At 64.2% G+C, this 23,725-nt stretch carries 21 protein-coding genes; 4 read left to right on the plus strand and 17 right to left on the minus strand.

Annotated elements, in window-relative coordinates; translation table 11 throughout:
• Position 1: 1 nt before the first annotated feature.
• From phoU to QA640_RS41790, 10 genes are all read right to left on the minus strand, one after another.
• Entirely contained in the window at positions 2-718 is a 717-nt protein-coding gene (gene phoU / locus QA640_RS41745; RefSeq protein WP_283038413.1) for a phosphate signaling complex protein PhoU, read from the minus strand.
• A gap of 11 nt (positions 719-729) precedes the next feature.
• Positions 730-1,548 carry a phosphate ABC transporter ATP-binding protein PstB gene (gene pstB, locus QA640_RS41750; protein WP_283038414.1) on the minus strand — a complete coding sequence of 273 codons (819 nt, stop codon included), beginning with the start codon at positions 1,546-1,548 and terminating at the stop codon, positions 730-732.
• Complete coding sequence (gene pstA / locus QA640_RS41755) at positions 1,545-2,390, minus strand: phosphate ABC transporter permease PstA (protein ID WP_283038415.1); 846 nt, start codon at positions 2,388-2,390, stop codon at positions 1,545-1,547. Before pstA ends, pstB begins: the two co-directional genes overlap by 4 nt.
• 4 nt (positions 2,391-2,394) lie before the next feature.
• Positions 2,395-3,384 (minus strand): phosphate ABC transporter permease subunit PstC, encoded by a 990-nt coding sequence (pstC, locus tag QA640_RS41760; RefSeq protein WP_283043050.1) that lies wholly within the window; start codon positions 3,382-3,384, stop codon positions 2,395-2,397.
• A 29-nt stretch (positions 3,385-3,413) separates the two neighbouring features.
• A complete protein-coding gene (locus QA640_RS41765; protein ID WP_283038416.1) occupies positions 3,414-3,566 on the minus strand; it encodes a hypothetical protein in 153 nt (50 codons plus the stop codon).
• Positions 3,567-3,577: 11 nt separating this feature from the next.
• Entirely contained in the window at positions 3,578-4,588 is a 1,011-nt protein-coding gene (gene pstS, locus QA640_RS41770; RefSeq protein ID WP_283038417.1) for a phosphate ABC transporter substrate-binding protein PstS, read from the minus strand.
• A 142-nt stretch (positions 4,589-4,730) separates the two neighbouring features.
• Positions 4,731-6,029 (minus strand): ATP-binding protein, encoded by a 1,299-nt coding sequence (locus tag QA640_RS41775; RefSeq protein WP_283043051.1) that lies wholly within the window; start codon positions 6,027-6,029, stop codon positions 4,731-4,733.
• A 36-nt stretch (positions 6,030-6,065) separates the two neighbouring features.
• Positions 6,066-7,121 carry a lysylphosphatidylglycerol synthase domain-containing protein gene (locus tag QA640_RS41780; protein ID WP_283038418.1) on the minus strand — a complete coding sequence of 352 codons (1,056 nt, stop codon included), beginning with the start codon at positions 7,119-7,121 and terminating at the stop codon, positions 6,066-6,068.
• A 443-nt stretch (positions 7,122-7,564) separates the two neighbouring features.
• The gene (locus tag QA640_RS41785) at positions 7,565-7,861 is read right to left on the minus strand and encodes a hypothetical protein (protein WP_283038419.1); all 297 of its coding nucleotides are present in this window, start codon (positions 7,859-7,861) and stop codon (positions 7,565-7,567) included.
• The gene (locus QA640_RS41790; protein WP_283038420.1) at positions 7,862-9,256 is read right to left on the minus strand and encodes an OmpA family protein; all 1,395 of its coding nucleotides are present in this window, start codon (positions 9,254-9,256) and stop codon (positions 7,862-7,864) included.
• Positions 9,257-9,420: 164 nt separating this feature from the next.
• On the opposite strand from QA640_RS41790, the gene QA640_RS41795 reads away from it, so the two are divergent.
• Positions 9,421-10,479: a polysaccharide deacetylase family protein gene (locus QA640_RS41795; RefSeq protein WP_283038421.1), complete on the plus strand. Its 1,059-nt coding sequence runs from the start codon at positions 9,421-9,423 to the stop codon at positions 10,477-10,479.
• A 252-nt stretch (positions 10,480-10,731) separates the two neighbouring features.
• Here QA640_RS41795 and boxB read toward each other — a convergent pair whose 3' ends face one another.
• The 4 genes from boxB to QA640_RS41815 form a co-directional block, all read right to left on the minus strand.
• On the minus strand, positions 10,732-12,183 hold the full coding sequence (gene boxB / locus QA640_RS41800) for a benzoyl-CoA 2,3-epoxidase subunit BoxB (protein ID WP_283038422.1): 1,452 nt from the start codon (positions 12,181-12,183) through the stop codon (positions 10,732-10,734).
• A gap of 14 nt (positions 12,184-12,197) precedes the next feature.
• Positions 12,198-13,886 (minus strand): 2,3-epoxybenzoyl-CoA dihydrolase, encoded by a 1,689-nt coding sequence (boxC, locus tag QA640_RS41805; protein WP_283038423.1) that lies wholly within the window; start codon positions 13,884-13,886, stop codon positions 12,198-12,200.
• Positions 13,887-14,050: 164 nt separating this feature from the next.
• Positions 14,051-14,869 (minus strand): alpha/beta hydrolase, encoded by an 819-nt coding sequence (locus QA640_RS41810; protein WP_283038424.1) that lies wholly within the window; start codon positions 14,867-14,869, stop codon positions 14,051-14,053.
• A 133-nt stretch (positions 14,870-15,002) separates the two neighbouring features.
• The gene (locus tag QA640_RS41815; protein ID WP_283038425.1) at positions 15,003-16,544 is read right to left on the minus strand and encodes a benzoate-CoA ligase family protein; all 1,542 of its coding nucleotides are present in this window, start codon (positions 16,542-16,544) and stop codon (positions 15,003-15,005) included.
• A 122-nt stretch (positions 16,545-16,666) separates the two neighbouring features.
• Here QA640_RS41815 and QA640_RS41820 point away from each other — a divergent pair, with 122 nt between their 5' ends.
• Positions 16,667-17,575 (plus strand): helix-turn-helix transcriptional regulator, encoded by a 909-nt coding sequence (locus tag QA640_RS41820; RefSeq protein WP_283038426.1) that lies wholly within the window; start codon positions 16,667-16,669, stop codon positions 17,573-17,575.
• A 193-nt stretch (positions 17,576-17,768) separates the two neighbouring features.
• On the opposite strand, the gene QA640_RS41825 is transcribed toward QA640_RS41820, so the two are convergent.
• The 3 genes from QA640_RS41825 to QA640_RS41835 all read right to left on the minus strand — a co-directional run bounded on the left by QA640_RS41825 (position 17,769) and on the right by QA640_RS41835 (position 20,378).
• Positions 17,769-18,899, minus strand: coding sequence for a glycoside hydrolase family 172 protein (locus QA640_RS41825; protein ID WP_283038427.1), 1,131 nt, complete (start codon positions 18,897-18,899; stop codon positions 17,769-17,771).
• Between the two features lie 216 nt (positions 18,900-19,115).
• Complete coding sequence (locus QA640_RS41830) at positions 19,116-19,445, minus strand: PRC-barrel domain-containing protein (protein ID WP_283038428.1); 330 nt, start codon at positions 19,443-19,445, stop codon at positions 19,116-19,118.
• 147 nt (positions 19,446-19,592) lie between these two features.
• On the minus strand, positions 19,593-20,378 hold the full coding sequence (locus QA640_RS41835; protein WP_283043052.1) for an IclR family transcriptional regulator C-terminal domain-containing protein: 786 nt from the start codon (positions 20,376-20,378) through the stop codon (positions 19,593-19,595).
• Positions 20,379-20,489: 111 nt separating this feature from the next.
• Between QA640_RS41835 and QA640_RS41840 the strand changes: the two genes are divergently transcribed.
• Together QA640_RS41840 and QA640_RS41845 are read left to right on the plus strand one after the other, a co-directional pair.
• On the plus strand, positions 20,490-21,845 hold the full coding sequence (locus tag QA640_RS41840) for an aromatic ring-hydroxylating dioxygenase subunit alpha (RefSeq protein ID WP_283038429.1): 1,356 nt from the start codon (positions 20,490-20,492) through the stop codon (positions 21,843-21,845).
• 187 nt (positions 21,846-22,032) lie between these two features.
• The gene (locus QA640_RS41845; RefSeq protein ID WP_283038430.1) at positions 22,033-23,469 is read left to right on the plus strand and encodes a glutamine synthetase family protein; all 1,437 of its coding nucleotides are present in this window, start codon (positions 22,033-22,035) and stop codon (positions 23,467-23,469) included.
• Positions 23,470-23,725: the final 256 nt, after the last annotated feature.

Consider the following 23,725-nt stretch of genomic DNA (forward strand, 5'->3'; position numbering starts at 1 on the left):
CTTAAGTATTCGGCACGGTCGTGGCGAAGGTCGTCATGTCGCCCTTCGGACGCTTGTCCGCGATGGCCTGACCTTCGATCATATAGAAGACGGTTTCGGCGATGTTGGTCGCATGGTCGCCGATCCGCTCGATGTTCTTGGCACAGAACATCAGGTGGATGCAGAACGAGATGTTGCGCGGATCCTCCATCATGTAGGTGAGGAGCTCGCGGAACAGCGAGGTGCAGATCGCGTCGACCTCCTCGTCGCCCTTCCACACCATCATCGCCGCCGGCAGGTCATGCGCGGCATAGGCGTCCAGCACCGACTTGACCTGCTGCTGCACGAGGTCGGTCATGTGTTCCAGACCGCGGAACAGCTTTAGCGGGTGGAAATCGGTCTCGAGCGCTGCGACGCGCTTGCCCATGTTCTTGGCGAGGTCGCCGATCCGCTCCAGGTCGGTCGCAACGCGCATGGCGCTGACGATCTCGCGCAGGTCGACCGCCATCGGCTGGCGGCGCGCGATCGTGAGCACGGCGCGCTCCTCGATCTTCTTCTGAAGCGCATCGATCTCGGCGTCGGTTGCCACCACGCGCTGGCCGAGCGCGACGTCACGGCGGATCAGCGCATCGACGGAATCGACGATCATGCGCTCGGCGAGGCCGCCCATCTCCGCAACGAGCCGCGTAAGCTCCTGGAGATCGGTGTCGAAAGCCTTTGCGGTATGTTCGGAAGCCATTTCCTGTCTCCTCAGCCGAAGCGGCCGGTGATGTAGTCCTGGGTGCGCCGGTCGCTGGGCGACGTGAAGATCTTGCTGGTCTCGTTGAACTCGATCAGCTCGCCGAGATACATGAAGGCGGTCTTGTCGGAGACGCGCGCCGCCTGTTGCATGTTGTGAGTGACGATCGCGATCGTGTAGCTCTCGGCTAGCTCCTGGATCAGCTCCTCGACCTTGGCAGTCGAGATCGGATCGAGCGCCGAGCATGGCTCGTCGAACAGGATCACCTCGGGACGCACCGCCACGGTGCGGGCGATGCAGAGGCGTTGCTGCTGGCCGCCGGAGAGCGACAGGCCGGAGGCGTTGAGCTTGTCCTTGACCTCGTTCCACAGCGCGCCGCCGCGCAGCGCCTTCTCGACCCGGTCGTCCATCTCGGATTTGGAGATCTTCTCGTAAAGGCGGATGCCGAAGGCGATGTTCTCGTAGATCGTCATCGGAAACGGCGTCGGCTTCTGGAACACCATGCCGACCCGGGCCCGCAGCAGGTTGAGGTCGAGCTTGGGGTCGAGGATGTTGGTCTGATCGAGCATGAGCTGACCGGTGGCGCGCTGCCCCGGATAGAGATCGTACATCCGGTTGAAGATGCGCAGCAGGGTCGACTTGCCGCAGCCGGACGGACCGATGAACGCCGTGACGCGGTTGGTGCCGAGCGTCAGGTTGATGTTCTTCAGCGCATGGTGCTCGCCGTAATAGAAATTGAGGTTGCGCACCGTCACCTTGGCCGGAGCCTCAGGCAGTATCGGCGGCGCCTGACGCCCGGTGGAACCTACGGAAACGGACAGATCGCTCATTTTGCAGTCCTCTCGGCGCCGAGGATGCGCGCGCCAATGTTCAGTGCAAGCACGGTCAGGGTGATCAGCAGCGCCCCGCTCCAGGCCAGCTGCTTCCAGTAGGCGTAGGGGCTCTGCACGAAATTGTTGATGGTGACCGGCAGGTTCGCCATCGTCTTGGTCAGGCTCAGGCTGTTGAACTGGTTCGAGAGCGCGGTGAACAACAGCGGCGCTGTCTCACCAGCGACGCGCGCGGTGGCGAGCAGCACGCCCGTGATGAGGCCCGAGCGCGCTGCGCGATAGGCGATCCTCTTGATGACCAGCGAGCGCGGCAGGCCGAGCGCGGAAGCCGCCTCGCGCAATGCGTTCGGCACCAGGAGCAACATATCCTCGGTGGTGCGCAGCACGACTGGGATCACGATGACGGCGAGCGCCAGCGCACCGGCGATCGCCGAGAAGCCGCGCATCGGCACCACCACTGCGCCATAGATGAACAGGCCGATGATGATCGAGGGCGCGCTGAGCAGGATGTCGTTGATGAAGCGGATCACCGAGGTCAGCCTGTCGTTACGGCCGTATTCGGCGAGATAGGTGCCGGCGAACAGGCCGAGCGGCGCGCCAATGCCGACGCCGATCACGGTCATGATGATCGAACCGATGATCGCGTTGCGCAGGCCGCCTTCGGTCGAGCCTGGAGGCGGAGTGTCCGCGACGAAGATCTGCAGGTTCAGACCGGCGAGGCCGTTGTAGAGCAGCGTGATCAGGATCAGTGCGAGCCAGGTGACGCCGAAGGCGGCGGCGGCGATGCAGAGTCCGCGAACGACGATGTCCTTGCGGCGGCGGCGTACATAGATCGGGTTCATGACGTCACTTCCCCGCCTTCTTTTCCAGCCGCAGCAGCATCAGCCGCGCTGCGGCCAGCACGAAGAACGTCAGCACAAACAGCAGGAGGCCGAGCAGGATCAGGCCGGACTGGTGCAGGCCGTCGCTCTCGGCGAACTCGGATGCGATCGCCGCCGAGATCGTGGTGCCCGGCGCGAAGATCGAGGACTGGATGCGGAAGGAGTTGCCGATGATGAAGGTCACCGCCATGGTCTCGCCGAGCGCGCGGCCCAGCGCCAGCATGACGCCGCCGATGATGCCGACGCGGGTGTAGGGGATCACCACGCTGCGCACGACCTCCCAGGTGGTGCAGCCGACGCCGTAGGCGGCCTCTTTCAGCACCGGCGGCACGGTCTTGAATACATCGACCGAGATCGAGGTGATGAAGGGCAGCACCATGATCGCGAGGATCAGCGAGGCGTTGAACAGGCTGAGATAGGACGGCGGGCCGGCGAAGATCGCGCCCAGCACGGGAACGCCATCGAACAGCTTGATCATGAAGGGCTGAAAGGTGTTGGCCAGGAACGGGCCCAGCACGAAGAATCCCCACATGCCGTAGATGATCGAGGGAATGCCGGCGAGCAGCTCGACCGCCATGCCGATCGGACGGCGCAGCCATTGCGGGCAGAGCTCGGTGAGGAAGATCGCAATGCCGAGTCCGACGGGGATGGCGATCAGCATCGCAATGAAGGAGGTGACGAGCGTGCCGTACATCGGCCCGAGCGCGCCGAGCACCGGCGGATCGGCCGACGGCGCCCAGCGCTGCGTCCACAGGAACGACAGGCCGTATTCTTTCATCGCGGGGAAGGCGCCGACGATCAGCGACAGGATGATGCCACCGAGGATCAGCAGCACCGAGATCGCGCTGAGCCGTGTGATCCAATAGAAGGTCAAGTCGCCGAGCTTGAACGCGCTCAAGGCCTTGGCGCGGTCATATGGTCCGGCGTCGTCGACGATATCGCTCTGAACGGCCATCTCTGCCACGCCGATCCCCTATGGTACCTTTACGTCATCTGCATGCCGCCGATGAAGGCGATCTTGTCGACGATCCGTCCCGCGTCATTCGGGATGGCCCCGAAGGACCAGACCCGGAATTCCAGGGGATTTCCGGGATCGATCTTGCCACTCGCGCTCCGGAAGTGACGGAGCGCGAGCATCAACGTCGCGATCAGCTCTTGATCTCGGCGGCCCAGGTCTTCTCGATCTGCTGGACGACGCTGTCCGGCATCGGGATATAGTCGAGTTCCTCGGCCATCTTGCCGCCGTTCTTGAAGGCCCAGCGGAAGAACTTGATGGCTTCCTGCGAGGCCGCCTTGTCGGTCGCATCCTTGTGCATGAGGATGAAGGTCGCCGCGGTGATCGGCCAGGACTTCTCGCCGGGCTGGTCGGTCAGGATCACGTAGTAGCCGGGCGCCTTGGACCAGTCGGCGTTGGACGCGGCAGCCTGGAACGCCTCGACGGTCGGCTGCACCGTCTTGCCGGCCTTGTTGACGAGGCCGGCGTAGGTCAGCTTGTTCTGCTTGGCGTAGGCGTACTCGACATAGCCGATCGAGTTCTTGGTCTGGCTGATGTTGCCGGATACGCCTTCGTTGCCCTTGGCGCCGACGCCGACCGGCCATTCGACGGCCGTGCCCTCGCCGACCTTGCTCTTCCAGTCCGCGCTGGCCTTGGAGAGATAGTTCGTGAAGTTGAAGGTGGTGCCTGAACCGTCCGAGCGGCGCACGACCGTGATCGCCTCGGAGGGCAGTTTCACGTTCGGATTGAGCTTCTTGATGGCCGGATCATCCCACTTGGTGATCTTGCCGAGATAGATGCTGGCGAGCGTCTCACCGTCGAACATCATCTCGCCCGCCTTCACACCCTCGAGGTTGACCACGGGGACGATGGCGCCCATGACCATCGGCCACTGCGCGAGGCCGTCCTTCTCGAGCTGCTCGGCCTTGAGCGGCATGTCGGTAGCACCGAAGGTGACCGTCTTGGCCTGGATCTGCTTGATGCCGCCGCCGGAGCCGATCGACTGGTAGTTCAGACCGTTGCCAGTCTCCTTCTTGTAGGCGTCAGCCCACTTCGAATAGATCGGGAACGGGAAGGTCGCGCCGGCGCCCGTGATGTCGGCAGCGAAGGCCGACGTCGATGCGGCCACCAAGCCAGCAGCGACGATGGTTTTGATGAAATTCATGCTGGTCTCCATAGGGGGAGCGAAGCGCCGTGCGCGCCCGATCGCGCTCCCGCGCCGCCCCTTTAGGAGCGGTCGGTAGTGCTTTTACGAAGGTTTCATGACAGTCGGATGACAGGCTTAAGCGACTGAAATAGCGTGGATTTCAGCTCGAAGCCGGGGGCTTGGCCTGGGGAAAACAAGCGGTGAAAGTAGCGCCCTGTTTGAGCACGCTTTCGATCAAAAGCCGGCCGCGATGCCGGTTAACAATATGTTTCACCAGCGATAATCCGAGCCCCGTCCCGCCCTGCGATCGGCTGTCGCCGACGTCAACCCGGTAGAAGCGCTCGGTCAGTCGAGGCAGGTGTTCAGGGGCAATCCCGGGGCCGAAATCGCGCACCATGACGCGGATCTCCGGCGAGCCGTCGGCCGCCGTGACCATGGTGAGCGAGACGATCACCCGCCCGCCCGAGGCGCCGTATTTCAGCGCGTTTTCGATCAGGTTCTCGAACAGCCGCAACAGCTCCTCGCGGTCGCCCGCGATCATCACTGCGGTCTCCGGCAGATCGATCTCGACGTTCACCTGCCGCTCGCGCGCGAGCGGTTCGAGCCCGTCCGCAACCTGGCGGATGATCGGCACGACATCGACGAGCGTGTCGGGCCGCACATGCGCCGACAATTCGACCCGCGACAGCGACAACAGATCGTCGATCAGCCGCGCCATGCGGGTCGCCTGGGTGTGCATGATGCCGAGGAAGCGCTCGCGCGCCTTCGGATCGTCCTTGGCCTGGCCCTGGAGCGTGTCGATGAAGCCGGACAGCGCGGCCAGCGGCGTGCGCAGCTCGTGGCTGGCATTGGCGACGAAATCGGCGCGCATCTCCTCGACCCGGCGCAGCGGCGTCTGGTCGTGGAAGGTCATCAGCATGCATTTGTCGGCGCCGCCGAACGTGGTCGGCACCGGAACCGGCGTGATGATCAGCTCCATCCAGCGGTCGACCGGCACGTGATCGAGATAGTCGGCGCGACGCGGCTCGCTGGTCGCGATCGCCTCGCGCAGCGCGGTGATGATCTCGGGCGAGCGCAGCGCGAACTGCGCAAGCTCGTTCTTGCGCAGCGCCGGCGCAAGCTGGGCTGCCGCGGCATTGAGGTGGATGACGCGGCCGGCGCGGTCGAGCAGAACGGCCGGGTCCGGCATGCCCGAGACCACCGCGGCCACCGCCGCGCTTTCGACCGGGTTGATGCGGCGGACGTCGTCGCGCGAGGCGGCGGTATCGTGCAGCCGCCAGGGGATCAGCGCCGCCGCCGCGATGCAGAGGAAGACCGCCACCGCCCGCGTCACCGACAATTCCCCGAGCGAGACCACCACCGACAGCGCTAGCGCCGCCACGATCAGGATGATCGCAGAGTGCCGCAGCCGGTCGGACCAGGGCTGGACCGAGGGAGAAGGGTGGGCGTCGATCGCCATCGGGACGAGCTTCTCCATGAACAATCTGTCGGCCGGTCAGGCGCTCTTGTCGCTGCGCTCTCTCACATAAGCGGCTTCGCGCGCAGGGCCGGGATCGAGCTTGAGGGCCGCCTGCTGCAGGCGTTTCGATCGGGTGCCAATAATAACCTCGCGAAACGTCAGCAAGATTACAGATATGACAAAGGGCGAAAGATAATAGAGGACGCGAAACAGCAGCATTCCGCCGAGGAGTTCCTCGCGGTCCATCTGCCACAGCCCGACCAGCATCGCGGCGTCGAACACGCCGAGCCCGCCGGGGGAGTGGCTGGCGAAGCCAAGCAGCGTGGCGGAGACGAAGATCACCGCGACCACGACGAAGCCGAGATTGGGCTCATCCGGGACCAGCACGTACATCGCGAGCGCGCAGAAGCCGAGATCGACGATGCCGATCGCGATCTGGAGCAACGTCAGCGGGCCGCCCGGCAGCACCACCGTCCAGGGACCGCGACCGACCACGCGCGGCTGGGTCCAGACCCAGACGACATAGGCGACCAGCGCGACGATGATGCCCATGGCGACCAGCCGGTTGAGCCAGGGCGGCAGCTGGTCGATCGCGGCCGCAGCTTCGGGGTGATAGCTGATGCCGAGGCCGAGCACAGCGGCGTTGCCGAGCCAGAAGGTCAGGCCGGCGAGGAAACAGATCTTGGCAACGTCGATCGCATTGAGGCCCCAGGCCGAATAGATGCGATAGCGCACCGCGCCGCCGGTGAAGACGCTGGCGCCGACATTGTGGCCGATCGAGTAGCTGGTGAAGGCGGCGAGCGCGTTGATGCGGTAGGGCACATGGGCGTGGCCGATCGCGCGCGTCGCAAACAGATCGTAAAAGGTCAGGGTGAAATAGCCGGCGGCCACGAACAGCGCCGCCATCGCAATCTGCCTCGGCTCGGTGCTCTTGATCGCCTCGACCACCTCGTTGAAGTCGATGCCGCGCAGCATGTGGTAGAGCACGTAGCAAGCGATGCCGATGACCGTCACGCTGATCACGACGCCAAGCTTATGCAGGATTTGCTTCTGGCGCAGAAACGTCATGGCCCTGCGTATGGCTTCCAGCATCTAGACCTCGAACAACGCTTCCTCGGCCGGCGAACTGGCGGACGTGGCGCCGGCTCCAGCTTCGCGCATGCCCCCCGCCCCTCCAGTAGCGCGTTTTGGGCCGGAGTGGAATTCGCCAATACGCACAAAAACGCGTTTCTTCAATATTTTAGACGGGTATCCGCGCTTGTCCTGCATCGTTTGGCTCTTTCCCGCCACGGCCCTCTGCCGAATCTCTATCGCGATGCTGCGTATGGGCCATGAAATTTTGATGATTTCAGCCCGGCACTGTTCCACCGCGGCTTAAGCCGGCGTCAATCCTTGGGCCCGCGATCGGCGGTGGGAAGGCAGGCCAGGACGCGGTTTTGGTCTGCGCCGGAGCGTCGCGGCCGTGCGCGGCGCCCAGGGCGCAGTACCAGGGCAGTCAGCGCGCCCTTGGGATAGGCAGGGTGCAAGCGCTGGCCTCAGGCCACTGGCGCGCTGCGCGAGACCACCCAGTCGCGCAGGCATGCGCCAATGGTGCAGCCGACGAGATAGCAGCCGAACATGGTCAGGCCGAGGTCGAGCCAATAGCCAAATCGGCCGGGGATCACACGGGCGAGCGAGGCCGCGACCAGTGCGGCCGCGAGGACCGCGAGCCAGCGCGCCAGCACCTTCGAGGTGCCGTTGCCGCGCTGGACCACCGATATCCATCCCATCGCCAGGCCGAGCAGCAGCGATCCGACCAGCCAACCCCAATGGAACGACAGCAGAAAGGACATTCATCTCACCAGAAATTCGATGCGGCGGTTTTGCGCCCTGCCTTCGTCGGTCTCGTTCCCGGCCACCGGCTGGGTGCTGCCATAGCCGACCGCTGTAAAGCGATCGGCCGGAAGGCCCGCCTTGACGAGATAGTCGATCACGGCCTGGGCGCGCTTCTCCGACAGCGCCTGGTTGAAGGCGTCCTCGCCGTCGGAATCGGTGTGGCCGGCAACCTCGATGGTGGCATTCGGGCAGCGCAGCGCCGTTTCGATGAGGTGATCGAGCAGTCCTGCGGAGTCCGGGTCGATCGTGGCACGCTTCGGCTCGAAGCGGATCTTGCCCTTGGTCAGGAGCTCGGAGAACAGCTGCTGACAGACGGTGCCATCGACCGGACCTGCCGCGGGCTTCACGGTGATTTCCGGCTTGTACTGCCAGGTCTTGGGAAAATCCTTGCCGAGGCCGGCGCGGATATCGGCGGCCGCGCCCTCATAGAGCGCATCGCCCGACAGCTTCACATCGCGATCCGTCACCACCAGCGTGCCGGTCGAGAGCCGTGACAGAGCCCCAAGCGCGGCGACCACCGAATTGCCGAACGAAGCAGGCGCGCCGATGCTGGCCTTGAGATTGTCGACGACCTTCTCGCCGAAGAATTTTCGCCCCGCCGCCGTTGCGATGGCCGCGTGGATAGTGTTGTCGGGGACGTAGCCGGTCAGCGTCACGGTCGCGGCGACCGGATCCTTGTAGGCCTGGAAGATGTAAGGCGGCGCCTTGATGTCGTTGGTCGCAACCGAAAAACCTTCGGGCAGGTTCTTCAGCGCCGCCGCAATGGCTTCGCGGCCGCCGAGCTCGCGCGCCATGCCGGACAGGCTGACATTGGCGTCGGAGATCGTGATCTTGCCATCCTTGAGCTTGCCGACCTGGTCGAGCAGAAGCATCGCGGCATTCTCGAAGCGCGGCGGCGCGCCGCGTGCCAATCCCATCTGATCGGCGACCTCGATGCCACCAAGGTCCTTGCGGGCGGCCTCCACCAGCCGGCCCTTGACCGCCGGGAGCGGCGCGCTACCGGACAGGGTGACCCGGACGACATCCCGTTCCGCGTTCCAGACGAAAGGCTTGGCCTCGGGAACCAGCCGGGTCTGATCGTCGACCAGGCGCACGCCCGGCACGGTTTCCACCGCCATGACGGCGTCGCGCCGCCCCTCCTCGGAGAACGCTTCGGCCGCAAAAGTGACGTCGCGGCCGGCCACCGCGATCCGGGTCTTGTCCAGAACGGTATTCTTGAGCGCTGCGAGGGAGCGGGCAGACAAATCGGCTTCCAGCGGCAAGGTGTTATTCCAGCCCGCAATTCCCCACATGACGGCCAAGGGGATCAGCCCCGGCCACCATTTGCTGGCCCACCTGAAAAGCTTCTGCATTCGACGACCCGAACTCTGGAACCGGAGACAAAACAAACCCTTGGCGGGCTGTCAAACCGGAAATGACGGCCTTGTGAAGGCTCGAAGCGAGCAACCGGACTAACTTTTTCTTCAAGGGTTCCCCCCTAGGTTGACCATGGAATGCCGGGGTCAACCAGCCTTCGATGAAACAACTGCGCAACAACGTCATCCGCGTCGGGCTGGAAGCACTCTATTTCAGCGGGGCGCACCATCTGCTGCGGCCGCTGCTCGCCGGCGTCGGCGCCATTTTCATGCTGCACCATGTGCGGCCGCCCCGGGAGGATGCGTTCCAGCCCAACCGGCATCTCGAAGTCACGCCGGACTTCCTGCGCGCCACGCTGTGCCATTTGCGCTCGCATGACATCGACATCGTCTCGATGGACGAGTTGCATGAGCGGCTCGCGCAGGGCCGGTTCACCCCCCGCTTCGCTGCCTTCACGCTGGACGACGGCTACCGCGACAACCGGGATTTTGCGCTCCCCCTGCTATGCGAATTCGGCGCGCCGGCGACCATTTATGTCGCGAGCGATTTCGCCGAGGGCACCGGATGTCTCTGGTGGATCGCGCTCGAGGCCATCGTCGCCAAGGCGGGCCACATCGACGTGCAGATCGGCCACGCCGCGCTCCGTCTCGACACCACGACCGCGCATGCGAAACAGGCGGCGTTCGAGCGCCTGCATGACTGGCTACGCGCATTGCCGGGCGAGGACGACCTCGAGCGCGAGATCACGGCGCTCTGCACCAAATACGACGTCGACATGGCCGCATTGTGCCGCGAGCTCTGCCTGTCCTGGAACGAGCTGAAGGCTCTGGCTGCCGATCCGCTGGTGACGGTCGGCGCCCACACCATCACCCATTGCAACCTCGCCAAGCAGAGCGAGGAGATCGCCACGCAGGAGATGGCCTTGAGCCGCGCGCGGATCGAGCATGCGCTCGGGCGCCCCGTGCAGCACTTCGCCTACCCCTATGGCGACCGCCATGCCGCGGGCGAACGCGAATTCGCGCTGGCCGGGGCCAGCGGCTTCAAGACTGCGGTGACGACGCGCCCCGGCATGCTGTTCGCCGAGAATGCCGGCCATTCGACCGCGCTGCCGCGCGTCTCGCTCAACGGCAACTACCAGGACGCCCGCATCCTGCCAGTGCTGACCTCGGGTGCCGCCACCGCAATGTGGAACGGCTTTCGCCGGTTTGCCGCGGCCTGAGTTTCAATCCTGGCCTGGTGCGCAATTGCGCAGGGGCCGGGACGACACCGAGTAAGTTGGACTGCGGTCCTTAACCCTGCACTCACGCCAAACCGGGCATCATGCCCCCGCGAAAGCGGGGCATCGCCGCGGCTTCTCCGTATCCACGCGTCCGCATCCAGGCGCTGGCTCTGGAAGACTGTCATCACGCGCTTTCGCGACCGACGACGGTCTTCGATACGGTAACGGGCGACGAGCGTCGGGCGCCGGTCATTACGACTCGATCTTCACGTATTCGAAATCGCCGGGCTTGTTGTCGATGCCGACTTTCGGCGGCGAGATCCAGGAGGCGAACTGGCCGATCTCGGTGACGGGCTTCATCAGGGAGGCGATGAAGTCGCCGTCGTTTGTTGACGGCAGCCAGTCGTCCCTGCGCTTGGCCCAGGTGGCGTCGTCGATCAGGATACCCTCGGGCGTGGCGTGCAAGTCCTTGAACTCGCCGATGTGGCGGTGGAAGGCGACGTGCGGCACCGTCAGCTTGAAGTCGTAGCCGGCCGTCGAGATCACCTTGTTCCAGCGCAGCATGCCCTTGACGCAGTCCTGGGTGTAATCGTCGCGCAGCCGCATGTTGAGCGCGGTCAGCGCCGGCTCGTCGACCATCTTGATCTGGCCGTCGACGAACTTCATGACCGGATAGGTCGCGCTCTTGAGCTGGTGATCGTCCTCGATCGACGTCTCCTTGTAGCGGCCCTTGATGCCGGCGTTGAAGGCGTTCGCAGCGTTGGTCGACACTTCCGAGCCGAACAGGTCGAGCGACAGCGAATAGTGCAGGTTCAGTTTCTTCTGGATGGTCGGCAGGTCGATGACGCCGAGCGCACGAACCTTGGCGATGTCCGTGGGATCGGAGATGCCCGCCTCGCTCATGGCCTCGCAGGTCCGTTGCACCACGCGGGTGATGCCGGTCTCGCCGACGAACATGTGATGGGCTTCTTCGGTCAGCATGAAACGGCAGGTGCGCGACAGCGGATCGAAGCCCGACTGCGCGAGGCTGTGCAGCTGCATCTTGCCGTCGCGGTCGGTGAAATAGGTGAACATGAAGAATGACAGCCAGTCCGGCGTCGCCTCATTGAAGGCGCCCAGCATGCGCGGCGCATCCGCATCCCCCGAGCGGCGGCGCAACAATTCGTCCGCCTCCTCGCGGCCGTCGCGGCCGAAATATTTCTGCAGCAGATACACCATCGCCCAGAGGTGACGGCCTTCCTCGACATTGACTTGGAACAGGTTGCGCATGTCGTAGAGCGAGGGCGCGGTCTTGCCGAGATGACGCTGCTGCTCGACCGACGCCGGCTCGGTGTCGCCCTGGATCACGATCAGACGGCGCAGCATTGCGCGATGCTCGCCCGGCACTTCCTGCCAGGCCGGCTCGCCATAATGCTCGCCGAACGGCACGACGCGATTTTCCTCCTGCGGCGCAAGCAGGATGCCCCAGCGATAGTCGGGCATGCGCACATAGTCGAACTTGGCCCAGCCGCGCGGGTCGACCGAATAGGCGGTGCGCAGATACACGAGCGATTCCTGGAAACCGTCTGGGCCCATGTCGCTCCACCAGTCCATATAGCCGGGATGCCAGCCTTCCAACGCCTTCAGCACCTGGCGGTCTTCGGCGAGATTCACGTTGTTCGGAATCTTGGTCGAGTAGTCGACGTTCATGATGTTCATGTTCATGGCCGTGCGCCTCCTTAAACTCGTGTCATATCGAATTTCGGCTTCTGGCCGCTGCCGTAGCGGCGCAGCGCGCCCTCCTCGCCGACCGCATTCGGGCGCTGGAAGATCCAGTTCTGCCACGCGGTCAGGCGGGCGAAGATTTTCGACTCCATCGTCTCCGGACCGACGAAGCGCAGGCTGGCTTCCATGCCGGTGAGGCTGTCGGGCGAGAAGCTCGCGCGCTCCTCCAGGAACACGCGGACTTCGTCGTCCCAGTCGATGTCGTCGAGCGCGAAGGTGACGAGGCCGAGCTCCTCAGCCTCCTCGGCCTCGAGACTGGTGCCGACGGTGGCTTCCGCGCGCTCCACGTCGGACGGGTCTGCCTGGAAGCGCGATTGCAGGCGGGTCAACCCATGGCTCATCGGATAGGGGCCGAAATTCATCGCGGAGAGTTCGATCGACGGCGGCGGACGATTGTCGCCCTGGCGCGTGCCGATCAGCATGTAGGAGCGGTCGGCGGCGAAGACGAGCTCGGCGAGCGTGCCGGCAAAGCAGGAGCCGGGCTCGACCAGCGTCACCAGCGTGCGCGAGGTGACGTCGATGCGCTTGAGCACGCGCTTCCAGTAGTGCCTGATCTCGTTGACCAGCCAGTGCGCCTTGTTGGCCTCGAGGAAAGCGTCGCAGGCGAGCACATGGGCGCGCTCGCCATGGCTCTTGAACACGAGCATGGCGATCTCGAGCTCGTTGATGCGCAGGTGCAGGATCGCATCGTCGAGCTCGCGCGCGACCTGGAGCGGCCAGAAGGAGGCGCCCTGTGCCAGCATGCCGTCGATATCGGGGGGAGGCGCAGCCTCCGGCGCCTTGATCGAGATGGTGGCGATGCGCGCCGCGCGATCGATGTCGACGCTGACGAAGCCGTAACGGATGCTGGTCTCGTCGATGACGCGCTTGAGCGGCGAGAGCGCAATGCCCCTGCCGCTGCCCTTGCGCTTGGATGACGCTGCAAATTCCTTGGCGCGCTCGGCGATCTTCGCCTCGAGCTTGGAGTTGGGCGCGATCTCGTCGACCAGGCGCCAGGCGACGGCGCGCTTGCCCTTCACGCCTTCCTCGATGGTGCAGAAGAAGTCGGCGTGGTCGCGGCGCACCTTGCGCTTGTCAACGACGCGCGTGAGCCCGCCGGTGCCGGGCAGCACCGCCAGCAGCGGCACTTCGGGCAGCGCCACGGCGGAGGAGCCGTCGTCGGCAAGAATGATGTGATCGGTTGCGAGCGCCAGCTCATAGCCGCCGCCGGCGGCCGAGCCGTTCACGACCGTGATGAAGCGCTGACCGGAATTCTCCGAAGAGTCCTCCATGCCGTTGCGGGTTTCGTTGGTGAACTTGCAGAAGTTGACCTTGTGGGCGTGGGTCGAGCCGGCGAGCATGCGGATGTTGGCGCCGGCGCAGAACACGCGGTTCTTGGCAGAGCGCATCAGCACGACCTTCACGTCCGGGTACTCGAAGCGCAGCCGCTGGATCGCGTCGGCAAGCTCGATGTCGACGCCGAGGTCGTAGGAATTGAGCTTGAGCAGATAGCCCTCGAACAGGCCGCCGTTCTCGTCCACGTCCATGGTCAGCGTGGCGACTTCGCCGTCGATCGCAAGCTTCCAGTGCCGGTAGCGCGACGGATCGGTCTGGAAATCGATGAATTTCGCACCGCCTGCGAGGCGACGATCTTCCCCGGCCATGGGCCACCCTTGAGCTTGATTGCGCGGCTGGTTTTTACCAATACATGCACAATAGTGCATCTTTTGGGGCACGTCTAGGTCCCATCTCGCGATACATGCATTTTGTTTCATGCATACGATCAGGCAGCTTGCCGGCAGCCGGGCGGAGCGGCGCCTGCAATGCCTTACGCGGCGTGTCCCTCAAGACCTTGATCCACGCGCAGCGCCGCCTTGGCAAATTCTGCAATAGCATCAAGCGTCGCTCGGGGCGCTTCACGATGCGGGGAATGTCCCGCGCCTGAAATGACCTTCAAATCTACCGGGCAATAACACTCTTCCTTGGCAATCTCGACCTGGCGCATCGTCCCATATTGATCATCCCCACCTTGCACGATCAGGACGGGGACGCGGATGTAGGCGAGGTACTCGGAAATATCCCAGTCGCGGAATTTTGGGGCGAGCCAGGCGCCGTTCCAACCACGGAAGGCGCTGTCGACGTCCTTGTGCCAGCGCGCCAGCCTGGCCTTGAGATCCGTGGTCTCATAGGCCTTCTTGATCTCGGCGATCGACTTCAACGAGATGTCCTCGACGATGAAATGCGGCGCGATCAGCGCGATGCCTTGCAGACGATGGTCCTGATGTGAGCCCGCATAGATCGTCGCGATCGAGGCGCCGTCGGAATGGCCGAGCAACAAGCCGCGCTTGAAGGAAATGGCGTCGAGCAGCTTCGGCAGCACGTCGAGCGCCTCGCGATGCATGTAGTCCAGCGGCCGCGGCAGCGTCACGGGACTCGACTGGCCGTAGCCAGCGCGCGAATAGAGGAAGATCCCGGCGCCGGTCGCCGCTTGCAGTTTTTCCGGAAAGTCACCCCACAAGCCGACCGAGCCGAGCCCCTCATGCAGCATGACGATGGTGGGCGCATCCGCGGCACGCGGCGCGAGCCATTTGTATTCGAGGCTCGCGCCGCCGATGGAGAGGAAGCCTGTGGGGGTGAGTCTGGTCATGCTGCTATGTCCATTTACTCGGTCATTCCGGACAGCTCGCAGCGCGAGCTGATCCGGAATCTCGAGATTGATGTTCGCGGCTCGAAATTCCGGGTTCGATGCTTCGCATCGCCCCGGAATGACGAGAAAAAAATCAATGCGCGCCTTCGCGCAGCTTGTAGCGCTGGATCTTGCCGGTTGCCGTCTTCGGCAAGGACTCCACCACGTCGATCCAGCGCGGATATTTCCAGGGGCCGATCTTCTGCTTGACGTGCTCCTTCAACATCTCCTGAAGATCGCTCGTCCTGGCTCCGGGACGCAGCACGACGAAGGCTTTCGGCTTCAACAGGCCTTCGGGATCGGCTTCGGGCACGACGGCTGCTTCCAGCACGGCCGGGTGTGTGATCAAGGCGCTCTCGACCTCGAAGGGCGAGACCCAGATGCCGGAGACCTTGAACATGTCGTCGGAGCGTCCGCAGAAGGTGTAGCGGCCCTCGGCGTCGCGGACATATTTGTCGCCGGTGCGCGTCCACGGCCCCTCGAACGTGCGGCGGCTCTTGTGGCGCTGATTCCAGTAGCCCTCGCCCGCGGAGGGCGCATCGACCAGGAGCTCGCCCACCTCGCCGTCAGGCACGTCCTGGCCGGCCTCGTTCACGAGCCGCACCGCATAGCCCGGCACCGGTTTGCCGGACGAGCCGTATTTGATGTCGCCGGGCGCGTTCGACAGGAAAATGTGCAACAGCTCGGTCGAGCCCACACCGTCGAGGATGTCGACGCCGAAGCGCGTCTTCCAGGCGTTCCCCACCGATTCCGGCAACGCCTCGCCGGCGGAGGTGCAGATGCGAAGTTTGTTGCCGCCGCGCTCCTGCTTGCAGGCTTCGTCGTTCAGCATGGCCGCGAACAGCGTCGGCACGCCGTAGAAGATGGTCGGGTTGTATCGGTTCATCAGCTCGAACATGCGCGCCGGCGTCGGCCGCTCGGTGTTCAGCACGGTGGTGGCGCCGACCGACATGGGGAAGGTCAGCGCATTGCCGAGGCCATAGGCGAAGAACAGTTTTGCGGCCGACAGACACACATCGTCCTCGCGAATGCCGAGCACCCGTTTGGCATAGGTATCGGCGGTCGCCTGCAAGTTCGCGTGCAGGTGGCGCACGCCCTTGGGCATGCCGGTCGAGCCGGACGAATAGAGCCAGAACGCGGGCTCGTCCGGATGCGTCGCCACAGTTGCGAAATCATCGGTCTCTTGCGCAAGCTCTTCCGCGAGCTGCTTGTGGCCGTTCTGCTTCGCGCCGGAAACGACGACATGCTCGAGATCCGGCATGCGGCCGACGACATCCCTGATGACCGGATAGAGCGCCTCGGAGACGAACAGCACGCGCGCGCGGCAGTCGGCGAGGATGTAGGCGTACTGCTCCGCGGTCAGCAGCGTGTTCAGCGGCACCGGAACGATGCCGGCGCGGATCGCACCCAGAAACACGATCGGGAAATCGACCGTGTCGAGCATGATCATCGCAACGCGCTCCTCGCGGCGGACGCCGAGACGGCGCAGCATGTTGGCGGCTCTGCAGGTCTGTTGCTGGAGCTCGCCATAGGTCAGGCGGGAGACGGTGTCGTCGAAGACGAGCTTGTTACCCCTGCCCTCCGCGACGTTGCGGTCGAGCAGCCAGGTCACCGCGTTATAGGATGCCTCGCTCACGGACTTCTCCCCCGATTTTTGAATTATAATTCATAGAAAGACACTCTGTTGGCTTGCTGTCAATGCCACCAGGCATTATGTTTCCGATAAATGCGCCGCCGGACATCCGCTAAAGAAAGCAAATGACCGAAAGTCCCGACGCCGAATCCCAATTCCTCGAACAGCTTGGCCAGCGCGTGCGCACCATGCGCGCCCTGCGCGGCATGTCGCGCAAGGTACTCGCCAAGGTGTCCGGCATTTCCGAGCGCTACATCGCGCAACTCGAGAGCGGCAAAGGCAATGTCTCGATCGTGCTGCTCAGGCGCGTGTCGAACGCGATGGGCGCGCATCTGGAAGACCTGCTGCCGACGATAGAGCCTGCGCCGGACTGGCAGATGTTCCGCGACCTTCTGCGCAAGGCGACGCCTGGCCAGATCGCACAGGCCAAGGACCTGCTCGCCGGCGGCAGCCCATCCGCTCCGCGGCGCGCGCCGTTCTGCGGGATCGCACTGATCGGCCTGCGCGGCGCCGGCAAATCGACGCTCGGCAGGATGCTGGCGAAGAAGATCGGCTGGAGCTTCGTCGAGCTCAACAAGGCGATCGAGGAGCAGAACGGGCTGTCGGTCGCCGAAATCATCGCGCTCTACGGCCAGGAAGGCTTTCGCCGCATGGAGCAGGCGGCGCTGCAACAGCTTCTCGCGCGCAATGAGCTGATGGTGCTCGCAACCGGCGGCGGCATCGTCTCGGAGCCGCTGACCTTCGATCAGATCCTGTCCTCGTTCTATACGATCTGGCTGAAGGCCGAGCCGGAAGAGCACATGGCCCGCGTACGCCGCCAGGGCGACCTGCGCCCGATGGCCGACGACCGCTCTGCGATGACGGAGCTGCGCAACATTCTGCTCAGCCGCGAACCGCTCTATTCCCGCGCGACGGCGGTGGTGGATACGGCGGGGCTGAGTGTCGACGCCGCGGCAGCACGGCTGATCGATGCGGTGCGGCCGGTGCTGCAAAACGAGGCACGGAGCTTCGGCCTGCGTAGCGTGGCGTTGTAGGCGCGGACCAGCGGCGGCATTGACAACGGGTATCCCGCTTCTCCCACAATCTCGTCATTGCGAGGAGCGAAGCGACGAAGCAATCCAGAGTCTAAACGCGGAAGGATTCTGGATTGCTTCGCTGCGCTCGCAATGACCGAGAGGAGGAGACGGCGCTCGTATCTAGGCGGCCGCTATCCGTTGCGGCACGCGCTCAATCCACCTCGAGATGATCCGCACTCGGCAGCTCCGGAAACGGCGCCGTCGGCAGTGTCTGATACCAGAACGCAACTGACGCGACGTCGTCCTGCAAGGGCAGATATTTCGGCTCCTTGACGCCGGAGCGCCAGCCGAGCGCCTGCATCGTGACGCGCAGATCGCGTCGGAAACGCACGGGGTCGGGAATGTGCCAGCGGTACATGCCGAAGCGCTGCTGCGACTTGTAGACGCCGTCGGGGCGGATCACCTGCGGCAGGCCGGCATAGGCCGTGGTGAATTCGAGATAACGCGACGCTGGCCCGCCGGTCGCGCCGGGATTGGCGAGCTGCCACGGCACGCGCGGATCGAAATTGTAGGCGCCGCCAAAATAATCCTCGGTGCCGGTGCCGCAGATGGTTGGGAATTCACCGTCGCCGTCGATGAAGAATTTGATCTCGCCCTCGCCCCACCAGCCATTGTTGTTCGAGCCCCAGGCCATGTAGGTGCCGATATAGTGGCCGTGTCCGGTGACGCCATCGAGCAGCGTGTGGACCTCCTTGTACGGCACCGGATTGGTGCGCCGGAACTGCGCGTGAAAATAGGCGCAATCGGCCGGCACGTCCGTCAGCGAGTAGTTGATCTGGTAGTAGATGGTCTGCGCCTCCTCATTGCGGTTCTCCAGCGTGACCCGCGCGCGCTTGCGGAACGGCATTTCCCAATAGCAGTTGAAGCCGCGGCCCGGATTGACGCAGACCGCGAGCGAGGAGACCTGCGCAAATTCCTCCCAGCCGCAGGCAAAGAAATCCCCGATCGGACATTCGACGCTGGGTAACGTTTGGTCATCCCAATAGATGCGCAGGATGGAACGGCGCAGACGGCCACGTGAAATCGTCATCCAGATCTGTTGGATCGCGCCAGCGCCTTCGATGTCGGCAAGCGTAAAGGTCGCGCCGGGCTCGATGACGACGTAAGGTGAGATCTTCCAGCCTCGTCCGAGGTCACGCGCCTGAGGTGCCGCCGGGCCATCGACGGCCATGCCGCCCTTGCCTTTTTCGCCGGTGAAATTTTCCGGACTGATCGAGCGCGACTGCGCATTCGACAGGCGCGAGAGGTTGCCGAGATGAAGGCCTAGTCCGGAGAATGTCATTGTATGTGTGTCTTACCTTGCTGCGCGTCGGCCGCGATGGAGCCTGAAGCTAGCCTAGACCGCGCGGGGCCGCGCAAACAGGTTGTAGGGTGGGTTAGCGAAGCGTAACCCACCTTTTTTCTTCCCGTGCGTTGAGAGATGCGTTGGTTATGCCTTTCACCGTCGCACGCGGAGACACCGAGACCGTCCCCGGCCAACCCACCCTGCGTGGCCTCGCTACACCGACCAGTAGTTCGGATGCTGGTAGCTTCGCGAGCGGTCGCCCCAGTCGAACTCCTCGCCGTCGAACTCGCACGGGCCGGCGCTCAGCTCATCCAGCGTCACCTCGACCTGGAAGGCCTGGCGGCGCGGATCGTATTTCAGCGCACTCCACTGGAGAGGATAATGGTGATGCGTGCCGAGCAGTCCGCCGGTCTTGATCACGGCATAGGCGACCGTTCCGCTCAGCTTGTCGAGCATCAGCCGCTCGATCGTGCCGAGCTTTGTGCCGTCGCGCCCGAAGACGGCGACATGCTCCACGCGATCACTGGGAACCATGGTATGCATGGCGTGCTCCCTGGGTTCTTGCGTTTGCCCGCATTATAGCACAAGCGACGGAGATGTAGGGTGGGTTAGCGTCAGCGTAACCCACCGCATTACGTCGCACGGAGAGAGGAGCGGTCGGTTACGCGTTCGCTGACCCGGCCTACAAACCTACAACAACCGCGAGCGTACCGACTCCGCTCCCTCGCGCAGCAGCGGCAGGAAGCGGTCGATCAGCTCCTGCGCCGGCACGCGGTCGACATGGGCACCCATGTTGATGGCGGCAACGATGGCGTCGTCGTAGCGGCGGGCGGGAACGGAGATCGAGCGGAAATGCGGCTCCGCTTCGCGGTCGACCAGCGAAAAACCCTGCGCCCGATCGGCCGCGATCTGTGCCAGGAGCAGCTTCGGATCGGTTACGGTCTGCGGCGTCAGTGCCTCGCGCTTCATCCTCTCCAGGCGTGCGGCGAGCGCGGCATCGTCGAACTGGCCGAGCATGGCGCGGCCGACCGAGGTGCAAAAGGCCGGCAGGCGGTAGCCGATCTCGAGCCCACCGGAGAACACCCGCATCGGACTGCCGCGCGCGATGAATACGACGTCATCGCCGTCGAGCACCGCGAGCGAGGAAATCTCCTGCGCTGCGGTCGCGACGCGGTCGAGTACCGGTTGCAGCACGGCGACGAGCTGGTTTGAGCGCAAATACGACGCCGCCAGCGTCAGCACATGCGGCGTCAGCGAGAACAGCTTGCCGTCGGTCGCGACGAAACCGCCGCGCTGGAGCGTGAACAGGATGCGCCGTGCGGTGGCGCGCGGCAGCTCGGCGGCACGGGCAAGATCGCTCAGCGTCATCGGGCCGGCGGTCGTGCCGAACAGCTGCAACAGCCGCAGGCCGCGATCCAGGCTCTCAACGAAATCCGTCGCGCGCTCCTCCGTCTCGTTCCGCTTCAGCTTCGGCATCCGCTCCGCGCCTGCAAAATATTGCTTGCCGCCAAACCAAGGCATGGCATAATTCGCCCATTCGTTCAATAGGCGAACAACGCCCCTCCGAGCAAAAAGGATGCGACCGCCATGATGAGCCAGGAGCAGAACGACCTGATCACCCGCACCGGGCCGAAAGATCCATGCGGCAAGCTGATGCGGAGCTACTGGCAGCCGGCGGCGCTGCTGGACGAGCTGGAGAGCGCGCGGCCAATCCGCCCGGTCAAGCTGCTCGGCGAGAACCTTGTCCTGTTCCGCGACGAGAGTGGACGCTATGGCCTGATCGACCGGCACTGCGCGCATCGTGGCGCCGACCTCGCGTTCGGACGGCTCGAGAATGGCGGCCTGCGCTGCGCCTTCCATGGCTGGCTGTTCGACGCGACGGGGCAGTGCATCGAGACGCCGGCCGAGCCGAAGGATTCAAAGCTCTGCCAGAACATCCGCCAGCGCTCCTATCCCGTGGTGGAGAAGAGCGGCATCCTCTGGGCCTGGCTCGGCGAGGATGCCCCGCCCGCTTTTCCGGAGATCGACTGCTTCGTCGCACCCGGTACGCATATTTTTGCGTTCAAGGGCCACATGGCCTGTAACTGGCTCCAGGCGCTGGAAGTCGGTATCGATCCCGCGCACGCGTCCTACCTGCATCGCTTCTTCGAGGACGAGGATACCTCGACCGCATACGGCAAGCAGTTCCGCGGCGCCTCCGCCGGCAGCGACTTGCCGATGACCAAGATCCTGCGCGAATACGATCGCCCGATCATCAACGTCGAGCACACCGAATACGGCCTGCGGCTGATCGCGCTGCGCGAGATCGACGACGAGCGCATCCATGTGCGGGTGACCAACCAGCTCTTCCCGCACGGCTTCGTCATTCCCATGAGCACGGAGATGACGATCACACAGTGGCACGTGCCGGTCGATGACGAGAGCTGCTACTGGTACGCGATCTTCACCAGCTATACCAACCCGGTCGACAAGAAGAAGATGCGCGACCAGCGGCTCGAGCTCTATGAGCTACCCGATTACGTCTCGCGCAAGAACAAGGCCAACGATTACGGCTTTGATCCGCACGAGCAGCAGACTGCGACTTACACCGGCATGGGCACCGACATCAACGTCCACGACCAGTGGGCGGTGGAATCCATGGGCGCGATCCAGGATCGCACCAAGGAGCATCTCGGCCAGAGCGACAAGGCGATCGTGCAGTATCGCCGCCTGCTGCGGCAGGAGATCGAGAAGGTTGTGGGCGGCGACAAGCCGATGCTGCATCTGGAGAAGGGCAACGCGCGCAGCATCCAGGGGCCCGCGACCATGGACGGCATCGGCCCGACCCAGGGCTGGGAGACCTACTGGATGGAAGTCGACGTCAAGCGGAGGCGCGGCGCGCCCTGGATGGCGCCGGTGCCGAAGGATATTGCCGACGTGCACCGGCTGACGGCGGCCGAGTGATCATGCCGTTTCCGCAAGCAACGGCGGGCGCCACGTGCTCCACTGTCATGCCCCGCGAAGGCGGGGCATCCAGTACGCCGCGGCCTCTCGTGGACACGTCACCGTCTCTGGAATACTGGATCGTCCGCCTTCGCGGACGATGACCAGCGTGGGCCACGCTCTCACCGAGCAAGAAGGAGCCATCAAAGTGAGTTTCGTCACGCGTCACGGGCTTTGGTCGGCTGAGCAGAAGGACGCGGCACTGCGCGTGCGGCGGATCGTCGAGGAGAGGAACCTCGAAGTCATCCGTCTCGCCTTCCCCGACCAGCACGGTCTTTTGCGCGGCAAGACCATCATTGCGGCCGAGGCGATCGCCTCGCTGGAGAGCGGCTGCTCCATCACCACGACCATGCTCGCCAAGGATTCTTCGCATCGAACAGTATTCCCGGTGTTCACCGCCGGCGGCGGCTTCGGGATGAAGCAGATGGAGGGCGCGGCCGACGTGCTGATGGTCGCCGATCCCACCACGTTCCGCGTGCTGCCATGGGCGCCCACCACCGGCTGGCTGCTGTGCGATCTCTACTTCGATGACGGACGGCCGGTGCCGTTCGCGACGCGTGGGCTTTACAAGCGCGTGCTCGATGAGCTCGGCGCGCGCGGCTGCGACTTCGTCGCGGGCCTCGAGGTGGAATTCCACATCTTCAGGCTCGATGACGCGCATATGCGCCCAGAGGATGCCGGCCAGCCCGGCACGCCGCCGTCAGTGAGCCTGCTCAACCACGGCTACCAGTACCTCACCGAACAGCGCTTCGATCAGATGGAGCCGGTGTTGGAGATCCTGCGCCGCGACATCGTCGCGCTCGGGCTTCCCTTGCGCTCCGTCGAGGTCGAGTTCGGGCCGAGCCAGTGCGAATTTACGTTCCAGCCGCGGAAGGGCATCGAGCCCGCCGACAACATGGTGCTGTTCCGCTCTGCCGTGAAGCAGATCGCGCGCCGTCACGGCTATCACGCCACCTTCATGTGCCGGCCAAAACTGCCGAACGTGTTCGCGAGCGGCTGGCATCTGCACCAGTCGGTCACCTCGCGCGCTACGGATGAGAATCTGTTCATGGCGAAAGAGGCCAGTCAGCCGCTGAGCGAATTCGGCCGCGCCTGGCTCGCGGGTCTGCTCGATCACGCCCGCGCTTCCACCGTGTTCACGACACCGACCGTCAACGGCTACAAGCGCTACCGCTCCTATTCGCTGGCGCCGGACCGCGCGATCTGGGGTAGCGACAATCGCGGCGTGATGATCCGCGTGCTCGGCGGAGCGAACGATCCAGCAACGCGTCTGGAGAACCGCATCGGCGAGCCCGCCGCCAATCCTTATCTCTACATGGCTTCGCAGATCCTCTCGGGGCTGGACGGCGTCGATCGGAAGCTCGATCCCGGCCCGTCGGCGGATACGCCCTACGAGGCCAAGGCGCCGCTATTGCCAAAATCCTTGCGCGATGCCGTCGGCGCGCTGAAGGACGATCCGTTCTTCCGCGAAAAGCTGGGGGCAGAATTCGTCGACTACTACACCCACATCAAAAATGCCGAGATCGACCGCTTCCTGGCCGAGGTGACTGACTGGGAGCATCGCGAATATTTCGAGATGTTCTGATAGGGGTAGTCACGGCGGCGCCATACCGCGCCACCCGCTCACATCTCACACCGCTGTGAGGCGACTTCGTCCCGCCTGTTCCGACGACATCACATCGTCGCCGGACGAAGCCATCTTCCCCATCCCTCGAAAACCGCCGGAAAAACTGCCGCGCTACTCTGCAGGCATATGATCAGACAATGGAGTTCGGTCATGTGGAGTCAATTATTCAGCCTGATTTACCGCCTGTCTTGCCGTGCCACATTGATCGAGATCG

The sequence above is a fragment of the Bradyrhizobium sp. CB82 genome, assembly GCF_029714405.1.
Classification (GTDB): domain Bacteria; phylum Pseudomonadota; class Alphaproteobacteria; order Rhizobiales; family Xanthobacteraceae; genus Bradyrhizobium.

Excerpts from the sequence above, each read along its gene's own strand:
- QA640_RS41825 (WP_283038427.1), bottom strand. The coding sequence starts at position 18,899 with ATGACATTCTCCGGACTAGGCCTTCATCTCGGCAACCTCTCGCGCCTG.
- QA640_RS41790 (WP_283038420.1), bottom strand. The coding sequence starts at position 9,256 with ATGCAGAAGCTTTTCAGGTGGGCCAGCAAATGGTGGCCGGGGCTGATC.
- boxC (WP_283038423.1), bottom strand. The coding sequence starts at position 13,886 with ATGGCCGGGGAAGATCGTCGCCTCGCAGGCGGTGCGAAATTCATCGAT.
- pstS (WP_283038417.1), bottom strand. The coding sequence starts at position 4,588 with ATGAATTTCATCAAAACCATCGTCGCTGCTGGCTTGGTGGCCGCATCG.
- QA640_RS41820 (WP_283038426.1), top strand. The coding sequence starts at position 16,667 with ATGACCGAAAGTCCCGACGCCGAATCCCAATTCCTCGAACAGCTTGGC.
- pstB (WP_283038414.1), bottom strand. The coding sequence starts at position 1,548 with ATGAGCGATCTGTCCGTTTCCGTAGGTTCCACCGGGCGTCAGGCGCCG.
- phoU (WP_283038413.1), bottom strand. The coding sequence starts at position 718 with ATGGCTTCCGAACATACCGCAAAGGCTTTCGACACCGATCTCCAGGAG.
- QA640_RS41840 (WP_283038429.1), top strand. The coding sequence starts at position 20,490 with ATGATGAGCCAGGAGCAGAACGACCTGATCACCCGCACCGGGCCGAAA.
- QA640_RS41765 (WP_283038416.1), bottom strand. The coding sequence starts at position 3,566 with ATGCTCGCGCTCCGTCACTTCCGGAGCGCGAGTGGCAAGATCGATCCC.
- QA640_RS41785 (WP_283038419.1), bottom strand. The coding sequence starts at position 7,861 with ATGTCCTTTCTGCTGTCGTTCCATTGGGGTTGGCTGGTCGGATCGCTG.
- QA640_RS41835 (WP_283043052.1), bottom strand. The coding sequence starts at position 20,378 with ATGCCGAAGCTGAAGCGGAACGAGACGGAGGAGCGCGCGACGGATTTC.
- QA640_RS41810 (WP_283038424.1), bottom strand. The coding sequence starts at position 14,869 with ATGACCAGACTCACCCCCACAGGCTTCCTCTCCATCGGCGGCGCGAGC.
- pstA (WP_283038415.1), bottom strand. The coding sequence starts at position 2,390 with ATGAACCCGATCTATGTACGCCGCCGCCGCAAGGACATCGTCGTTCGC.
- QA640_RS41795 (WP_283038421.1), top strand. The coding sequence starts at position 9,421 with ATGAAACAACTGCGCAACAACGTCATCCGCGTCGGGCTGGAAGCACTC.
- QA640_RS41780 (WP_283038418.1), bottom strand. The coding sequence starts at position 7,121 with ATGCTGGAAGCCATACGCAGGGCCATGACGTTTCTGCGCCAGAAGCAA.
- boxB (WP_283038422.1), bottom strand. The coding sequence starts at position 12,183 with ATGAACATGAACATCATGAACGTCGACTACTCGACCAAGATTCCGAAC.
- pstC (WP_283043050.1), bottom strand. The coding sequence starts at position 3,384 with ATGGCCGTTCAGAGCGATATCGTCGACGACGCCGGACCATATGACCGC.
- QA640_RS41830 (WP_283038428.1), bottom strand. The coding sequence starts at position 19,445 with ATGCATACCATGGTTCCCAGTGATCGCGTGGAGCATGTCGCCGTCTTC.
- QA640_RS41775 (WP_283043051.1), bottom strand. The coding sequence starts at position 6,029 with ATGGCGATCGACGCCCACCCTTCTCCCTCGGTCCAGCCCTGGTCCGAC.